15 protein-coding genes and 2 riboswitches are annotated in these 15,574 nt (G+C 61.7%); of the genes, 8 read left to right on the top strand and 7 right to left on the bottom strand.

Annotation, left to right across the window (positions count from 1 at the left end; translation table 11 throughout):
• Positions 1 to 28: 28 nt before the first annotated feature.
• On the top strand, positions 29 to 2,674 hold the full coding sequence (locus EDE05_RS15885) for an aminotransferase class III-fold pyridoxal phosphate-dependent enzyme (RefSeq protein ID WP_132411173.1): 2,646 nt from the start codon (positions 29 to 31) through the stop codon (positions 2,672 to 2,674).
• Between the two features lie 424 nt (positions 2,675 to 3,098).
• Positions 3,099 to 3,296: a hypothetical protein gene (locus tag EDE05_RS15880; protein ID WP_105372258.1), complete on the top strand. Its 198-nt coding sequence runs from the start codon at positions 3,099 to 3,101 to the stop codon at positions 3,294 to 3,296.
• Positions 3,297 to 3,349: 53 nt separating this feature from the next.
• Here the strand turns inward: EDE05_RS15880 and EDE05_RS15875 are convergent, their stop codons facing one another.
• Complete coding sequence (locus EDE05_RS15875) at positions 3,350 to 3,586, bottom strand: Lrp/AsnC ligand binding domain-containing protein (protein ID WP_105372094.1); 237 nt, start codon at positions 3,584 to 3,586, stop codon at positions 3,350 to 3,352.
• Positions 3,587 to 3,639: 53 nt separating this feature from the next.
• Entirely contained in the window at positions 3,640 to 4,563 is a 924-nt protein-coding gene (locus tag EDE05_RS15870) for a LysR family transcriptional regulator (protein ID WP_132411171.1), read from the bottom strand.
• 99 nt (positions 4,564 to 4,662) lie between these two features.
• Between EDE05_RS15870 and EDE05_RS15865 the strand changes: the two genes are divergently transcribed.
• The 3 genes from EDE05_RS15865 to EDE05_RS15855 are packed head-to-tail and all read left to right on the top strand — an operon-like array spanning position 4,663 to position 8,546.
• Positions 4,663 to 5,946, top strand: a complete 1,284-nt coding sequence (locus EDE05_RS15865) for an FAD-binding oxidoreductase (RefSeq protein WP_132411169.1) — start codon at positions 4,663 to 4,665, stop codon at positions 5,944 to 5,946.
• 55 nt (positions 5,947 to 6,001) lie between these two features.
• The gene (locus tag EDE05_RS15860; RefSeq protein WP_132411167.1) at positions 6,002 to 7,543 is read left to right on the top strand and encodes an aldehyde dehydrogenase family protein; all 1,542 of its coding nucleotides are present in this window, start codon (positions 6,002 to 6,004) and stop codon (positions 7,541 to 7,543) included.
• A 4-nt stretch (positions 7,544 to 7,547) separates the two neighbouring features.
• Positions 7,548 to 8,546 carry a P1 family peptidase gene (locus EDE05_RS15855; RefSeq protein WP_132411165.1) on the top strand — a complete coding sequence of 333 codons (999 nt, stop codon included), beginning with the start codon at positions 7,548 to 7,550 and terminating at the stop codon, positions 8,544 to 8,546.
• Here the strand turns inward: EDE05_RS15855 and cobD are convergent.
• Positions 8,539 to 9,561 (bottom strand): threonine-phosphate decarboxylase CobD, encoded by a 1,023-nt coding sequence (gene cobD / locus EDE05_RS15850; protein WP_132411163.1) that lies wholly within the window; start codon positions 9,559 to 9,561, stop codon positions 8,539 to 8,541. The two genes, EDE05_RS15855 and cobD, sit on opposite strands and share 8 nt — an antisense overlap.
• Between cobD and cbiB the strand changes: the two genes are divergently transcribed.
• Positions 9,560 to 10,525, top strand: coding sequence for an adenosylcobinamide-phosphate synthase CbiB (gene cbiB, locus EDE05_RS15845; protein WP_132411161.1), 966 nt, complete (start codon positions 9,560 to 9,562; stop codon positions 10,523 to 10,525). The two genes, cobD and cbiB, sit on opposite strands and share 2 nt — an antisense overlap.
• Here the strand turns inward: cbiB and EDE05_RS15840 are convergent.
• Genes EDE05_RS15840 through EDE05_RS15825 form a run of 4 tightly spaced genes read right to left on the bottom strand, consistent with a single transcriptional unit; the run spans position 10,509 to position 13,527 of the window.
• Positions 10,509 to 11,966, bottom strand: a complete 1,458-nt coding sequence (locus EDE05_RS15840) for a cobyric acid synthase (protein WP_132411159.1) — start codon at positions 11,964 to 11,966, stop codon at positions 10,509 to 10,511. The two genes, cbiB and EDE05_RS15840, sit on opposite strands and share 17 nt — an antisense overlap.
• Before the next feature lie 4 nt (positions 11,967 to 11,970).
• Complete coding sequence (cobO, locus tag EDE05_RS15835; protein ID WP_132411157.1) at positions 11,971 to 12,585, bottom strand: cob(I)yrinic acid a,c-diamide adenosyltransferase; 615 nt, start codon at positions 12,583 to 12,585, stop codon at positions 11,971 to 11,973.
• Complete coding sequence (locus EDE05_RS15830; RefSeq protein WP_132411155.1) at positions 12,582 to 13,337, bottom strand: CbtA family protein; 756 nt, start codon at positions 13,335 to 13,337, stop codon at positions 12,582 to 12,584. Before EDE05_RS15830 ends, cobO begins: the two co-directional genes overlap by 4 nt.
• A gap of 13 nt (positions 13,338 to 13,350) precedes the next feature.
• On the bottom strand, positions 13,351 to 13,527 hold the full coding sequence (locus EDE05_RS15825) for a CbtB-domain containing protein (RefSeq protein ID WP_105372259.1): 177 nt from the start codon (positions 13,525 to 13,527) through the stop codon (positions 13,351 to 13,353).
• Positions 13,528 to 13,563: 36 nt separating this feature from the next.
• Positions 13,564 to 13,757: riboswitch (cobalamin riboswitch) on the bottom strand.
• Between the two features lie 58 nt (positions 13,758 to 13,815).
• Positions 13,816 to 14,018, top strand: a riboswitch (cobalamin riboswitch).
• Between the two features lie 106 nt (positions 14,019 to 14,124).
• On the opposite strand from EDE05_RS15825, the gene EDE05_RS15820 reads away from it, so the two are divergent.
• Together EDE05_RS15820 and cobW are read left to right on the top strand one after the other, a co-directional pair.
• A complete protein-coding gene (locus EDE05_RS15820; protein WP_165924176.1) occupies positions 14,125 to 14,526 on the top strand; it encodes a DUF1636 domain-containing protein in 402 nt (133 codons plus the stop codon).
• Positions 14,523 to 15,560, top strand: coding sequence for a cobalamin biosynthesis protein CobW (gene cobW / locus EDE05_RS15815; RefSeq protein ID WP_132411151.1), 1,038 nt, complete (start codon positions 14,523 to 14,525; stop codon positions 15,558 to 15,560). Before EDE05_RS15820 ends, cobW begins: the two co-directional genes overlap by 4 nt.
• The last annotated feature ends 14 nt before the right edge of the window (positions 15,561 to 15,574 follow it).

Genomic DNA, 15,574 nt, shown 5'->3' with positions numbered 1-15,574 from the left:
TTCGGGAGCGCCCCTTCCGGAGAGGCTTATGTCCGACGGCATGCCCGAACTCACCGACGCGTCGTCAACCGATCTTGCGATTGAGACGGTGGAGGGAGTTTTGCGGGAACACTACGGGCTGTCCGGGCAGGTATTTCCGATCGAAGGGCGGCAGAACCCCTATTTCCTGATCGACAACGGCCATATGCGCTATCTCCTCAAGACGGCGCCTGCCGATGCCCCCCTTCCGGAGATCGAGGCCGAACACGCGCTGATGCGGCATATTCTGCGCGGCACCGACGGCCCGCTGGTTCCCGAGCCGGTGCTCACCAAAGACGGCGCAGACACGGTTGTGCTACCGCTTGAAGGAGAAGACAGGCGCCTGCGTCTCCTGACCTTTCTGGAGGGTGCTCCGCTGCCTGCGGACGACACGTTGTCGGATAAAGGGATCGCCGCCTTCGGATCGATCTCGGCGGCACTCACCAGAAGCCTCGAAGGCGTTGACAATCCGCTGTTGGAACGTGAGCCGGAGAGCGATCTGCGAAAGGCAGGCCCGCAGACGGTAACGCTCCTGGCTGAAGTAACCGATCAGGAAACACGCGACGTCATTGCCAAGGCCATGGTGACGGCGCTGAGGCGCATCCAGCCGCTGGGCCCAGGCCTGCGGATCGCGGCCGTCCACCAGAACCTGGATGCCGGAACCGTCGTGGGCAACACGACGGAGGCCGGCTGGCTGCCGACCGGCGTGACGGATTTTACCGGAATCGCCAAGAGCTGGCTTGTTGCGGGATTGGCAAATACCTGCGCATTCCTGTTGGTAAATCGGGACGGTGATGCCCTGGCACTCTTACCGGCCATTCGCGCCTATCACGACCTCTATCCGCTCACTCTCACGGAGATCGAAGCACTCTGGCCGCTGGTCGTCGCCCGCACGGGAATTCTGACGGCCGAAGCCGAGAGCAAACTGGCACAGCGGCCCGCTGATCCGCAGGCAAAGGAGGAAACGGAAAAACGGCATGCCGTGCTGCGCGCTGCAACAGCAATCTCTCCGGCGCTGGTGTTTGCAGCATTTCTCGAGGCGACCGGCATGACAAATCCGCTGCCGGAAATGATCCCCATGCTGCCGGACATCGATCCGGAAACGATCCGGACCGTCGATCTCAGCGTCACCAGTCCTCTGCTTTACGGCGGCAACTGGATCGACCCGGAAAACGATTGGAAAATGCTCGCCCGCATCGCCAGGGAAACCGGGCGCTGCAGCACGCGCTACGGCGAATACCGCCTTTCGAAGAGCCTTGCGGACCCGCGGCAGGAACCGGAAAACTTCGCGCTCCACGTGGACGTTTGCGTGCCAGCAGGAACGCCGGCGCTGGCGCCCTTTGCCGGAACGTTGAAAAGCGTCGGATCGCGGATCGTTCTTTCGGGAGCAAGCCTTGCACTGCATCTGGAAGGTTTGGACTGCGCGCTTCCGGACGGCAACGAGCTCAGTATGGGCGACCCGATCGGTGCCGTTGCCGGCGCCGAAAATTCCGTTGGCGGGCTACGTCTACGTTTCTGCCGGGACCCCGAACTCCTGCCGCCGCTCTTCTGTACGGCGGAGAAGGTGGGCACCTGGTCCAGGCTATGCCCCTCGCCGGCAGCACTCCTGGGAGTCGTCACCGATGCACCGGTACCCGTCCAGATGAACATCCCGGTCCGCGGCTGGAAAGAGCATCTTTTCGACGCTGCGGGCCGCTGTCTGCTCGATCTGCGGGAAGACACATCGCTGATCGGCCACGGCCACCCGCGCGTCGCAGCGGCGAGTTATCGCCAGCGTCTGCTGTTGAATGCGCCCTCTTCCGAGCCGTTCGAAGCGGCAGAGCTTTTGGCCCAGCGCCTGAAGGCGCTCGCACCAACGGGGCTTGATGACCTATATGTCCTGCGCGGGTGGCGGGATGCATTTCACTACGCCTTGGCGCTCACGCGCAACCATACCGGCCGACACGAGATCGTCAGTATCACCGGAGTTTCGGGGACAACCCACGATCCCGCGATAAACAGTGCCGGCGGCGTGCAAGGCACGATAGATTCCCTGGATGCGGGTGATAAGGCCGGTCTGCTGCTTGCTGGCTACACGCAGCCTTTCGACGGCCTTCCTGAGATCTTGGAGGCGCTTCGACGCAACGAGGGCTTGCTGCTCATCGATGAGACGCGCTCCGGCTGGGGCAGATCCGGCCGCTATCTTTGGGGATTCGAGGCACTGGGACTGTCGCCCGACATCCTGGTGGCAGGACTTCCCGGAGAAGATATTGCCGTATGCTTCGCTCGCGAAAATCTCGCGGCCGCCCCAGACGACAGGATGGAAAAGCCGAGCCCTGTTGCCTGTTCGGTCGCCGCAGCCATGCTGGAAATCTGGTCGGAAGAGGACTTGCGGGACAATGCCCGGCTTGTCGGGGACCACCTGAAATCAGCCCTTGAGCAGCTGGCGCGCCGTCATCATGCAATCCAGGATGTAACCGGCAGTGGCCTATGCCTTGCCCTGAACTTCAAGAATGAGGAACTCGCCGAGAAGATAACGGCGCTACTGCGAAGGGAGCGCGTCTTGGCGAATACCGAAGCGCCGGCTTCGCTCCTGATCGTCCCGCCGCTTTGCTTTGCCCGCGACAGCGCCGACCGACTGCTCGAGCGGCTCGAAACCGCTCTCGCGCAAAATTGACAGCTTACCGAAATGGAAATTTCCGCTGCTCCGCCTTGCGCAAGCCGGGACGCCACCTATTTAATTGCAGACGGACGCAGGTCGCGAATATGCGAATGAAATTTCACAATTCCGCCTTCTTCCTGTCATCGATCGGAAAAAAATTCTAGTTATACCGATTTTCGTTGATCGCGCTGTCAGGTTTTGCTACAGACGGTTTTCGTTCGATCGGTGAGTCCGATCGGTTTTGCACGCAACATCGTGAGGGAGAGTGACATGTATAAATTCGTCCGCGTCGCCGCCTTCGGTGGGGATGCGTCCAACATGATTGGCACGGATCGCCGCTCCCTTCCGTGCTGTCGAATGTAACGCTTTCAGTTCCATCATTCCTGAAAATTTTCATTCGCCAGAGCTGCCTATCAAGCAGTCAATGCGGGAGTCTGCCATGCAGAAGCAAGTTATCGAATTCGGCGGCGAGCCCGTCGGTATTGTCATTCCGGACGCAGATCGGCTGAAGTTCATCGCCGTGAAATTCCACGTCATCGATCTCGACGAACAGCGCTTTGGCTCTGCCGACGAGGTGCGCCTTGCCATTCGCGACCTTGTTCGTTCGCGCAACGCGGCGCCGACGGCGCATGTCTGAAATTTGATTTAAGCACCTTCAAAAGCCGCCTCCGGGCGGCTTTTTCATGCGTACTAGAAGGCAGTGAAAGTGATTGTCGTCAAGGAACGTTCGATGCCGGGTATCGACGCGATTTTCTCGTTGACGAACCGCCCGATTTCGTCGCTGTCCTTGATGTAAATCTTCAGCAGAAGGTCCCAGTCGCCGCTTGTCGAATAGAGCTCGGAGACGAGTTCCGTCTTGTAGATGGCGTCGGCGACTTCATAGGTCTGACCGGGCTTGCAGCGAAGCTGCACGAAGATGGGCTTCATGGACGTCTTCCCGTCGGTTGATCGCCTTTGCGATCGTGATGGCACATATCCGACTATTGGCCGATGCGGTTGCCGTTCGCAAGCCGGTCCGCCCGGATCTCCTGCAGTATCCAGTCGCGGAACGCGGCGAGCGGAGGATAGGTGGCGCGGTCGGGCGGATAGGCAAGATAATATTGTCCGGTTTCCATAGCCCGGCCTTTGGCGGCCGGCACCAGCAGCCCTTGCTCCAGTTCCCGGTCGATCAGGAAGCGTGGCAGGAGCGCCGCGCCGAGGCCGGCCGACGCAGCCTCGACCATCGGCATGAATTGATCGAACAGCATTCCGTGCAAGGTTTCGAACGGGATTTCGTTCTGGGAAAACCACAGCTCCCAGGCGTCCGGGCGCGTATTGAGATGCAGCAGCGGCACCTTCAACACATCCCCGGGCGCCTGAATTTCATGTCGAGCCTTAAATTCCGGACTGCAGACCGGCAGCACCGCTTCGTCCATCAGAAAGGTGAGCGCAGCGCCCGGCCAGCGTGCCACGCCGAAGTGGACCGCGGCATCCAGCGTATCGAAACGGAAATCGAAGGGTTCGAGCCGGGTGATGAGATTCACGACCAGGCCCGGATGGGCCTCGAGAAAATGCGCAATCCGCGGAGTGAGCCAACGGGTACCAAAGAACGGCAGGATGGCAAGGTTGAGCGTACCGCCGGATGGATTGGCTTTGAGATTCAGGGAGGCATTCGAAATCCGCCGCAGCGCTTCGCGAACCTCTCGGGCATACCCGTCACCGGCAAGCGTCAACCGGATTGTCTGGCGCTCGCGAAGAAACAGTGCCACGCCGAGTTGCTTTTCCAACGCCGAGATCTGGCGGCTGACGGCGCTCTGGGTGAGGCCGAGTTCGTTGGCTGCCGCCGTGACGCTGCCGGTGCGGGCCGCCGCTTCGAACGCTGCGAGCAAAGAAAACGAGGGAAGGAAGCGCCGGGGCGGCAGCATGTCATTCCTCCAGCGAATGACCTGTTGAGAACATGTCGATATTCATGGATAAAGAGCCTCTGTAAAGAGTCTGAAGCGCCACTTCCGGACATTTCCATCATGTTGAACGATCCCCGCTCTCACGGCCTCTGGGAAAAGACCGCTCCCGCTCCTCCCGTGACGCCGCGGTTGGAAGAACTCGTTACCGCGGATGTGGCGATTGTCGGAGGAGGTTATACCGGTCTGTCGGCCGCACTGCATCTCGCCCAGAAGGGCGTCGATGTGAGGCTGTTGGAGGCTGCAGAGATCGGCTTCGGCGGCGCGGGTCGCAATGTCGGCCTGATCAATGCCGGCATGTGGGTCATGCCTGACGATTTTACGAAGGAACTCGGCCCGCTCTACGGCGAACGGGCCCTCGATCTTCTTGGACACGGCCCCTATCTCGTCCGCGACTTGATCGAGACCCACGGCATTGCATGCGAGCTGGAGAAGAACGGTACGCTGCATTGCGCGGTTGGCGCCGATGGCATGAAGGAACTCGAGGAGCGCGCCCGCCAATGGCAGAAACGCGGCGCCCCGGTCACTTTGCTGGACGCCATGGAAACCGAACGGCGCACGGGCAGCAAGGCCTATTCAGGTTCGCTGCTCGATATGCGCGCCGGTACGCTGCAGCCGCTTGCCTATGCCCGCGGATTGGCCCATGCCGCCGTCAGGGCAGGCGCGAAACTTCATACAGGCAGCGCGGCGATCGAAACCGGCGAAGTGAATGGCAAGAAGTTCATCAGGACTGCTCACGGACAAGTTACGGCTGACTGGATTATCGTCGCCACGGATGCCTACAGTACCGGCCCTTGGGAACAGGTTCGCCGCGAACAGGTCCATCTGCCCTATTTCAACCTCGCCACCAAACCCCTCGGCGACAACCTCCGCCACTCGATCGTCCCCGGTCGCGAAGGCTGCTGGGACACCAAGGAAATACTCTCTTCCTTCCGCATGGATCAGGCGGGGCGCCTGATCTTCGGTTCGGTCGGGGCTTTGCGCGGCACCGGTACCGCCATCCACAAGGCCTGGGCGCGACGTTCGTTGAAACGTATCTTCCCACAACTCGGCGAGGTGGAATTCCAGGCCGAATGGTACGGCCTGATCGGCATGACCGACAATGCGCTGCCGCGCTTCCACAAGTTCGGCCGCAACGCCGTCGGCTTTTCCGGCTATAACGGCCGCGGCATTTCCCCCGGAACGACATTCGGAAAAGTGCTCGCCGCGCATGTACTAGGCGAGATTTCAGAAGCCGAACTGCCGCTGCCGCTGACCGATACGACGGAGCCAGGCTTCCGCTCTCTCAAGGAAGCCTACTATGAAGCAGGCGCACAGATTGCCCACTTCGCCGGCGAACGGTTCTGATTGTCAAACCATCGCCGATTTGTAGATTGACTGACATTGAATTCCGGAGACCGATATGACCCTTGCCACTCTTGATCTCGCCGCCGAGGTGAAAAGCATTCTGAGCGATCTTGGCGTAAAAGCCGAAAGCTATACCGGCGGCACGCTTGTCGTCCGCTCGCCGATCACTGGCGCCGAGATCGGCAAGCTGCCGGAGATTTCGGCTGAGGAGGCCGGAAAGGCGATCGAAGCCGCCCATGCCGCCTTCCTGGAATGGCGGGCCGTGCCTGCTCCAAAGCGAGGCGAGCTGATCCGGCTGCTCGGCGAGGAGCTGCGTGCGGCCAAATCGGCGCTCGGCCGACTGGTGTCGGTGGAAGTCGGCAAGATCACCTCGGAGGGCCTTGGCGAAGTGCAGGAAATGATCGATATCTGCGACTTCGCGGTCGGGCTCTCCCGCCAGCTCTACGGTCTCACGATTGCCACCGAACGCGCCGATCACCGCATGATGGAAACCTGGCATCCACTCGGGGCTATCGGCATCATCTCAGCGTTCAATTTCCCGGTCGCGGTCTGGTCCTGGAATGCGGCCCTCGCCATCGTCTGTGGCAATTCGACCGTCTGGAAACCTTCGGAAAAAACCCCGCTGACCGCGCTTGCAACCCAGGCGATCTTCGAAAAGGCGCTGGCCCGCTATGTTGCAGAAGGCAATACGGCACCGAAGAACCTCTCCACGCTGCTGATCGGCGGGCGCGCGATCGGCGAGATCCTGGTCGATCACGAGAAGGTGCCGCTGGTTTCGGCGACCGGATCGACGGCCATGGGCCGCGCCGTCGGGCCGCGCCTGGCGCAGCGCTTCGCCCGTTCCATTCTGGAACTCGGCGGCAACAACGCGGCCATCGTGACGCCCACCGCGGATCTCGACCTGACGCTGCGGGGCGTTGCTTTCGCTGCCATGGGAACGGCCGGACAACGCTGCACCACGCTTCGCCGCCTGTTCGTCCATGACAGCGTCTACGACACGCTGGTACCACGCCTGGTCAAAGCCTATCAGTCGGTCACCATCGGAAATCCGCTGGAAAACGGCAACCTCGTCGGCCCCCTGATCGACCGGGCTGCTTTCGACAAGATGCAGAAGGCGCTCGAGGCCGCTAAGGCCGCTGGCGGGAAAGTGGTCGGAGGCGAACGCGTCCATGCCGAAAGCTCGACCGATGCCTACTATGTGCGCCCGGCAATCGTGGAAATGCCTGCTCAGGCAGGTCCGGTGAAGGAAGAGACTTTTGCTCCGATCCTTTACGTGATGAAGTATTCGAGCTTCGATGAGGCGCTCTCGCTGCACAATGACGTGCCGCAGGGCCTTTCCTCCTCGATCTTCACCAACGACATGCGCGAGGCCGAAACTTTCGTATCCGTGCACGGCTCCGATTGCGGCATCGCCAATGTCAATATCGGTCCCTCGGGCGCCGAGATCGGCGGGGCATTCGGCGGAGAGAAGGAAACCGGCGGCGGTCGCGAATCCGGTTCGGATGCCTGGAAGGCCTATATGCGCCGCGCCACCAATACGCTGAACTACGGCCGCACATTGCCATTGGCGCAGGGCGTCAAGTTCGACGTCATCTGATCGGATGTCTCAGCCGCTGAACCTGCTCACCGACATCGAGGGCGTGGCTGTGGGCCACGCTACGGATCATGTGCTGGGTTCGGGCGTGACGGTAATCGTTTTCGACGAACCGGCAGTCGCTTCCGGCTCGGTGCTCGGCGGCGCGCCGGGCGGGCGGGATACTGCGCTGCTCGATCCATCCATGACGGTGCAGGCGATCGATGCCTTTGTGCTCTCCGGCGGTTCGGCCTTCGGGCTCGATGCCGCAGGGGGCGTCCAGGCGGGCCTCCGCAAGATAGGTCGTGGTTTCGACGTCGGCCCGGTCCGGGTGCCGATCGTGCCGCAGGCGATTCTGATGGACCTCCTGAACGGCGGCAACAAGGACTGGGGACTTCACTCGCCCTATCGAGAGATGGGGTACGAGGCTTTCGAGGCGGCGGCAAAGGGTTCCTTCGCCCTTGGCACGGTGGGCGCAGGAACCGGCGCCACCACCGCTACCTTCAAGGGCGGAATCGGATCATCGAGTGCCAGAACTTCAGCCGGCCATACCGTTGCGGCACTGATGGCGGTCAACGCTATGGGTTCCGCGACGGTAGGCGACGGTCCGCATTTCTGGGCCGCTCCCTTCGAGGAGAATGGCGAATACGGCGGGCTCGGCTTGCCGCAGAACTTCGACAATCGGCTGCGCATGAAGGGTCGTAACAGGATTGCGACGACAATCGGTGTTGTGGTGACCGACGCGGGGCTGAGCAAGGCGGAGGCTCACCGCCTCTCGATCATGGCGCATGACGGGCTTGCCCGGGCCGTCCTGCCGACCCATCTGCCGGGCGATGGCGATACGATCTTTTCTGCAGCGACCGGCGCCAGGTCCCTGAATGACCCAGGAGACTTTCTGGAGATATGCCATCTTGGGACGCTGGTAACGGCGCGCGCAGTGGCGCGCGGAGTCTACGAAGCAACCGCGTTACCGGTGCCGGATGCGCAGCCCGCCTGGCGCGACAGCTTCGGCTCCCTGGTTAGATAGTTCGCAGCGCTTGCTCCACGCGTGGCCAATCTTCCGCAGCGGGCAGGCCGATTCTGAGATCCCCCGGGCGCTCCGCAAACCGTCGGATGATGATCCCGCGCTCGCCGAGATGCTGGAAGATCGCCTGCGCCCGCGTGTCGCGGATGAAGCGGAAGAGCGAGGTACCCCCCGCGACGGAAATGCCCGCTTCTGCGAGCACGGCATCGAGCCGCGCCGCATCCGCCTTCAGCTTTTCCCGCATCGCCTTCTGCCAGTCGGCATCGGCAAGCGCTTCGCCGGCAATGTGCAGCGCCGGACCGGAGACCGCCCAGGGGCCGAGGCGGCTCTCGACTTTCACGACGGTCTCGGGATGCGAGATGGCAAAGCCTAACCGAAGCCCCGCCATGCCATAGAATTTGCCGAAGGAACGCAGGACGACCAAGCCTCCTGCATCGACTGCGCCCGCCACGCTCTCCGCTTCAGAGACATCCATGAAGGCCTCGTCGACGACAAGAAGGCCGCGCTTGGCACGCATCACGGCCGCAAGAGTCAAAAGATCGCCGCGCTGGACAATCCGGCCGGTGGGATTGTTCGGATTGACGATGATCGCCAGACGGCCATCCGCCAGCCGTTCCATATCCTCCGTCTCGGTCACCTCAAGGCCTGCAAGCCGCGCGGCGCGAGCATGTTCCGCATAGGTAGGAGAGAGGACCACCGCCTTGCCTCCGCCCCAGTCCGCAGCAAGGCCGGCAATGACAGGCAGAAGGATCTGGGTTCCCGGCCCAGCGGCAACATGCATCGCAGAAGGTGCTCCGTATGCCCGCGCTGCCAGTATCTTCAGCCGTTCAGCCAAATACGGCTCCGGCAGTCGCGCCAAGGCATTGCCCGGAATGGGAGAATGCGGATAGGAATGCGGATTGATACCGGTGGAAAGATCGATCCACGGTTCGGGCGCATCGGGAAACGACGCTCGCGCCTGAGCAAGATTGCCGCCGTGCTGTATCGGATCGCCAACCTCAGGCCTTATCACCGGCATGTTCTTTCTCGCATTTTTTGCCCTGATCATCGAGCGGATCTTTGGTTATCCGGACTGGCTGTTTCGCCGCATCGGCCATCCGGTTACCTGGATAGGCGGGCTGATATCCCGGCTCGACACCAATTGGAACCGGGAAGAAGATGACTTTGCCAGGCGCAGGCGCAATGGCATTCTTACCCTGTTGGTACTGCTCGGCACGGTGATCGTCGTGGCATTGGCGCTCGAATATGGGCTTCTCTTCCTGCCCTTCGGGTCGATCCTGCTTGCCGTTGTTGCCGCAAGCCTGCCCGCCCAGAAGAGTCTCGAACAGCATGTCGCGGCCGTCGCTGACGCTATCAGGTACGGCGGACTGAACGCCGGACGAAAGGCTGTTTCCATGATCGTCGGGCGAGATCCGGAGAAACTCGACGAAGCCGCCGTCTGCCGCGCGGCAATCGAAAGCCTGGCGGAGAATTTTTCCGACGGCGTCGTGGCGCCGGCATTCTGGCTGGGCCTCGGTGGATTGGCCGGTGGCGCGGCCTACAAGGCCGCCAATACCGCCGACAGCATGATCGGTCACCGATCGCCGCGGCACGAGGCGTTCGGCTGGGCCGCGGCGCGCTTCGACGACGTGATCAACCTGCCCGCTTCGCGCCTGAGTGCGCTGCTTTTCGTCGTTGCCGCATTCTTCATCCCCAATGCTTCGCCGAAAGACGCGATGAAGGCTATCTTTCGGGACGCCCGGCATCACCGGTCCCCGAATGCCGGCTGGCCTGAGGCGGCGATGGCCGGCGCGCTTGGGATAGCGCTCGCAGGGCCGCGGAGTTATGGCGGCCAGATGATCGAGGCGTGTTTCATGGGCGCCGGCGGACGTACGGAACTTACCCATGAGGACATCGTTCGCGCGTTGAAACTGGCCCGGGTCGCGGACGGTTTGCTGATCAGCCTTTTCGGCGTCCTGGCGTGGATCATCTGGCAAGTCTGAGCAATCCGTCAAGATCGAGATGCTTTTCCATATGGGCAGCAAGGCGGTCGAGCACTTCGTCCACACCTGCTTCGTAGTTCAGCCCGGACGCCCCGCCACCCAGCCGCTCAAGCCAGGCAGAGCGCTGCCGGTCATCGGCAAACAGGCCATGCAGATAGGTGCCGCAGATTCGTCCGTCGCGAGACAGCGCCCCGTCGGCCTTGCCGCCGACGACCGAAAACGGCTGCGCACAATCCGGCCCGGTCGTCCGGCCCACGTGCATTTCATAGCCGACTAATGATACTCCGTCGAAACTGCTGCCGGAAACTGCTTCCAGCCGCTTGTCGCCGGTCAGCACTGTTTCGATATCGAGCAAACCAAGTCCATCAACCGCCCCCGGTGGACCTTCTATACCCTCGGGATCAGAAATCCGGCTGCCTAACATCTGATAACCACCGCAGAGACCCAGCACACGTCCGCCGCGTCTCACATGCGCGGCGATATCGATATCGAAACCAGCCGCCTTTAGCGCCTCCAGATCGGATATCGTTGCCTTGGAGCCGACCAGCAGCACGAGATCGCAATCCACCGGAATGACCTCGCCGGGCCGGACGCGGACGATTTCCACATCCGGTTCGGCGTCCAGCGGATCGAGATCGTCGAAGTTCGATATGTGAGGCAGGATCGGCACGGCGATGCGGATCTTCGCCCCCGCCTTCCGGGTATAGGAGCCGGCGAGACCGAGCGCGTCCTCCGCCGGCAGGCGGACTGCATCGGCAAAGTGCGGCAGAAGGCCAATCGACCTCCAGTGTGTCAGTTCCGCAATCATCCGCATGCCGTCGGCAAACAGCGTTGGATCGCCCCGAAAGCGATTGACGATAAAGCCGCGGATCATCGCCGCATCTTCAGGTTCGAGCACAAGCTTCGTACCGGCCAAGCTGGCGATCACGCCGCCGCGGTCGATATCGCCGATCAGCACCACCGGCACGTCGGCTGCCCGGGCAAAGCCCATATTGGCAATATCGTTCTGGCGCAGATTGATTTCCGAGGCGCTGCCGGCGCCCTCGACCAGCACGAGATCCGCCTGATTTCGGAGACGCTCGAAACTTTCCAGCACGCGCGGCATCAGCTTCGGCTTCAGATCCTGGTATTCGGCCGCCTTGGCATTGCCCTCGACCCTGCCTTGCACCACCACTTGCGCGCCAACTTCGCTCTGCGGCTTCAGCAAGACAGGATTCATGTGGACGCTGAGCGGCGCCTTGGCGGCACGGGCCTGCAATGCCTGCGCCCGGCCGATTTCACCACCGTCGGCCGTTACCGCCGCATTGTTCGACATGTTCTGCGGTTTGAACGGCAGAACCTTCAGACCTCGGAGCGTGAAGGCGCGGGCAAGGCCCGCCACGACCAACGACTTGCCGACGTCCGAACCCGTTCCCTGAAACATCAGTGATCGAGCAACCATGCGCCTAGAACTCGATGCCGGCCTGAGCCTTTACGCCCGCCTTGAAATGATGCTTCACCAGCGTCATCTCGGTCACCATGTCGGCTACCTCGATCAATGCTGGTTTGGCATTTCGGCCGGTGACGACGACATGCAGGTCCGGCCGTCGCGACTGCAGCTCCGTAATGACCTTGTCGAGATCGAGGTAATCATAGCGCAGCGCGATATTGAGTTCGTCCAGGATAATCAAGCCGATCGTCTCGTCAGCCATGAGCTCGAGCGCCTTTTCCCAAGCCTTTTCGGCGGCGGCGATATCGCGTTTCAGGTCCTGCGTCTCCCAGGTAAAGCCTTCGCCCATCGTGTGCCAGACAACGCGATCACCGAAGACCGCCAGCGCCGGCTGCTCGCCCGTCGACCAAGCGCCCTTGATGAACTGCACCACGCCGACTCGGCGGTTGTTGCCGAGCATGCGCAGCGCCAGCCCGAAAGCGGCGGTGGACTTGCCTTTACCCGGGCCGGTGTGAACGATGAGAAGGCCCTTTTCCAGGGTCTTCTCCGCGACTTCCTTGTCCTGAACCGCCTTGCGGTTCGCCATCTTGGCGCGATGGCGCTCGGCTATGCTTTCGTCGACCTGTTTCACCGTGAAGCGAGCTTTGCCGCAGATGCGGCAGAAGCCTCCTCGCCTGCGTGAAAACGCTCGCGAAGCATGCCGCAAGCTGCCCCAAGCAGGGCCCAGAACACCAGATTCGTGGCATAAACCGCGTTGACGAAGCGAGCGTGTAATTCGACCGGCACGACCGTCTCGTGAGACGGCGGCAGCGGCGCGCCGATCAGGTGGGGAGCAATCAGCAGACCGATCGCCAGGGCAGCAAAAATCGCCGAGCGCGTGTAAGCCAGGAGACCAAGCGCAGCCGCAGTGCAGACGGCGGTGGATATCCACCAGATTTGTCGAGGCCCAAGTTCCGCAGCGGGCATGCCCGGCAATTCCGGCGGCAGGCCGAGACCGGGTGCGAGACTGACGGCGAGGAAGCCGGCAATGCCGAACATCAGGCCGCCGCGCCAACCCCTGAAGCCGCCAAGAGCCTCTGAAGCCGCGACCAGAACGAGCCCGAAACCAATTGCCGACAATGCATTGGCAGCGGCGGTATAAATGAAGCGTTCGAGGCCATCGGCTGGAGCCCAGGCCGCTTCGTCATGGTGGTGGTCGGCAGGACTAGCTGCTCCCGCTGCCGGAACATCGTGGCTATGGCCTGCCCCACCGCCGGCATTTTCAAATACCTCGGCCTGCAGGATCAGCGGCACGGTGGAAAGGCTCTGCATGATCGTGAGCAGCAATCCGGACAATAGCCCGGCGATCACCGCCGTGAAGACGATGTTACGAAACAATGACATGGAAAGTTTTCCCTCAGTGACAGGGGAAAGCGAAGGAATGGCGCGAATCGTGGGCGGCATTGTGAACGACTTCCATGTGGGAGAAGCCGACGAAACCGACGATGAACAAGCCAAGCAGGGCCGTCATGCTAAGCGGAATAATCTTCGAAGCAGAAACGCTCGTTGCCATCGAAGCGGAATTCGTAACCATCGTATCGTCCTTTCGCCCTCCACCCGAGGGCCGTTCCATTTCGTCTTCAGCCTCGGCAGGTCTCCTGGCTCGCGGATCGAACGCCTAACGCCCGCCTTCCCGGATTTTCCAGTGGCTTCATGGACGAAGACTTTCCGCTTACAGTTGCGGGGGCAGCCGCGGGTTTGACGACAATCCGTCACACCGCATTCCCTCAAACCCTTTCGGGCACCATAGGCTTGGCCACTATAGACGAATTCGCCAGCCTCGCAATCGCCTTTGCGACGCATTGACATGGTGTCGCGACCGGGCGTAGTTGAAAGGAACGGTCCTTTTCTGGCAACGGGAGGGGCTAAGAGAGAATGCGGTGCGAGCTTTATGCTCAATGCCGCGGCTGCCCCCGCAACTGTAGGCGGCGAGCCATTGCCACCGAGCCACTGGATAATCCGGGAAGGCAGGCAAATGGCGGCGACCCGCGAGCCAGGAGACCTGCCGTTGGATTTGTAAGCTTCGCCGGGCGGGGTGCTCCGGAGGAAGCCGTGTCATTCATGGCAGACGAGCTTTGCTTTTCTGCTCCGCACCCCGATTGTTTGAACCCGGCGGTAACGCGGCTGAATGATGAGTGACGAGCGAAAAGACGATCCCGACGACATCGGCGTGACAATCTTCGTCTGCACGAACTGCCGTGACGAAGCAGATCCGGATATCCGGCCGGGCCTGAAAATGATCGCTGCGCTGAAGGAAGCTAGCGCCGGCAAGCCGCTGGCAGTCAAGCCGGTGACCTGCCTTGCCAATTGCGAAAAAAGCCCGAGTGCCGCCTTCAACCATCGGTCCGGCTGGTCCTATGTCTTCGGTCATCTGACGTTGGAGAACGTCGACGATATCGTCGCCGGCGCAATGATGCTCGCAGAAGACGAGCGTGGCTTCCTTCCCCTTCGTGGCCGTCCCGCCTGCCTGCGCGGCAAGGGCATGACGGCCCGCATCCCACCCTTTCATCATCACGAGGACATGCCTTCATGAGCGTCAATTTCGACCGCATTCCGTGCACCGTCGTTACCGGATTCCTCGGCGCCGGCAAGACCACGTTGATCCGTAACCTGATCGAAAAGCTGGATGGCAAGCGGCTGGCGATCATCGTCAACGAATTCGGCGATGTCGGCATCGACGGAGAGGTGCTGAAGGGCTGCGGTATTGAGACCTGCCCGGAAGACAATATCATCGAGCTTGCCAACGGCTGCATCTGCTGCACGGTGGCAGACGACTTCGTGCCGGCGATCGACCAGATTCTTTCCCGCGAGCCGCGCGTCGATCATATCCTCATCGAAACCTCCGGCCTCGCTCTGCCGAAGCCCCTCGTCCAGGCCTTCCAGTGGCCGGACGTCAAAGCTCGGGTGACCGTGGATGGGGTGATTGCAGTGGTGGACGGCCTCGCACTCGCCGAAGGCCGGGTGGCCGACGATCACGAAGCGCTCGAGGCTCAGCGCCAGGCGGATGGCTCGATCGACCACGACGATCCGGTCGAGGAGGTCTTCGAAGACCAGGTGGCCTGCGCCGACATGATCGTGCTGACCAAGACGGACCTTTTGGACTCGGTCGGGCTTGCCGCAGCAAGGGACCGCGTCTCTGCGCATCTGCCGCGGGCCGTAAAGATCGTAACCGCGGCTAATGGCGCGATCGACCCGGCCGTGCTGATCGGCCTCGGCCTTGCCGTGGAGGACGACATTGAAAACCGCAAGACCCATCACGACGACGAGCTTGATCACGACCACGATGATTTCGACAGTTTCGTCGTCGATCTGCCGGCCATTTCCGATGCCGACGGACTTGCGGCGCGCATCTCCGCGACGGCGGAAGCGGAAAACGTTCTGCGCATAAAAGGCTTCGTGGAAGTCGCGGATAAGCCGATGCGCCTGCAGGTCCAGGCGGTAGGATCGCGCGTGAACCACTATTTCGATCGCGCTTGGGCACCCGGCGAAACGCGACAGAGCCGCCTCGTGGTGATCGGTGAAAAGGGAATCGACCGCGAAGCGATCGAAAGAATGCTGGCCGCATAGAGGCTGAAGAAAAG

The organism is Neorhizobium sp. R1-B (assembly GCF_004368875.1).
In the GTDB taxonomy this organism is placed as follows: domain Bacteria; phylum Pseudomonadota; class Alphaproteobacteria; order Rhizobiales; family Rhizobiaceae; genus Neorhizobium; species Neorhizobium huautlense.
Note: the sequence above shows the minus strand (reverse complement) of the source record. Positions and strands in the feature narration are given on the sequence as shown.

Coding starts and splice junctions, on each gene's coding strand:
- EDE05_RS15885 (WP_132411173.1), top strand. CDS start 29: ATGTCCGACGGCATGCCCGAACTCACCGACGCGTCGTCAACCGATCTT.
- EDE05_RS15880 (WP_105372258.1), top strand. CDS start 3,099: ATGCAGAAGCAAGTTATCGAATTCGGCGGCGAGCCCGTCGGTATTGTC.
- EDE05_RS15875 (WP_105372094.1), bottom strand. CDS start 3,586: ATGAAGCCCATCTTCGTGCAGCTTCGCTGCAAGCCCGGTCAGACCTAT.
- EDE05_RS15870 (WP_132411171.1), bottom strand. CDS start 4,563: ATGCTGCCGCCCCGGCGCTTCCTTCCCTCGTTTTCTTTGCTCGCAGCG.
- EDE05_RS15865 (WP_132411169.1), top strand. CDS start 4,663: ATGTTGAACGATCCCCGCTCTCACGGCCTCTGGGAAAAGACCGCTCCC.
- EDE05_RS15860 (WP_132411167.1), top strand. CDS start 6,002: ATGACCCTTGCCACTCTTGATCTCGCCGCCGAGGTGAAAAGCATTCTG.
- EDE05_RS15855 (WP_132411165.1), top strand. CDS start 7,548: ATGTCTCAGCCGCTGAACCTGCTCACCGACATCGAGGGCGTGGCTGTG.
- cbiB (WP_132411161.1), top strand. CDS start 9,560: ATGTTCTTTCTCGCATTTTTTGCCCTGATCATCGAGCGGATCTTTGGT.
- cobD (WP_132411163.1), bottom strand. CDS start 9,561: ATGCCGGTGATAAGGCCTGAGGTTGGCGATCCGATACAGCACGGCGGC.
- EDE05_RS15840 (WP_132411159.1), bottom strand. CDS start 11,966: ATGGTTGCTCGATCACTGATGTTTCAGGGAACGGGTTCGGACGTCGGC.
- EDE05_RS15830 (WP_132411155.1), bottom strand. CDS start 13,337: ATGTCATTGTTTCGTAACATCGTCTTCACGGCGGTGATCGCCGGGCTA.
- EDE05_RS15825 (WP_105372259.1), bottom strand. CDS start 13,527: ATGGTTACGAATTCCGCTTCGATGGCAACGAGCGTTTCTGCTTCGAAG.
- EDE05_RS15820 (WP_165924176.1), top strand. CDS start 14,125: ATGAGTGACGAGCGAAAAGACGATCCCGACGACATCGGCGTGACAATC.
- cobW (WP_132411151.1), top strand. CDS start 14,523: ATGAGCGTCAATTTCGACCGCATTCCGTGCACCGTCGTTACCGGATTC.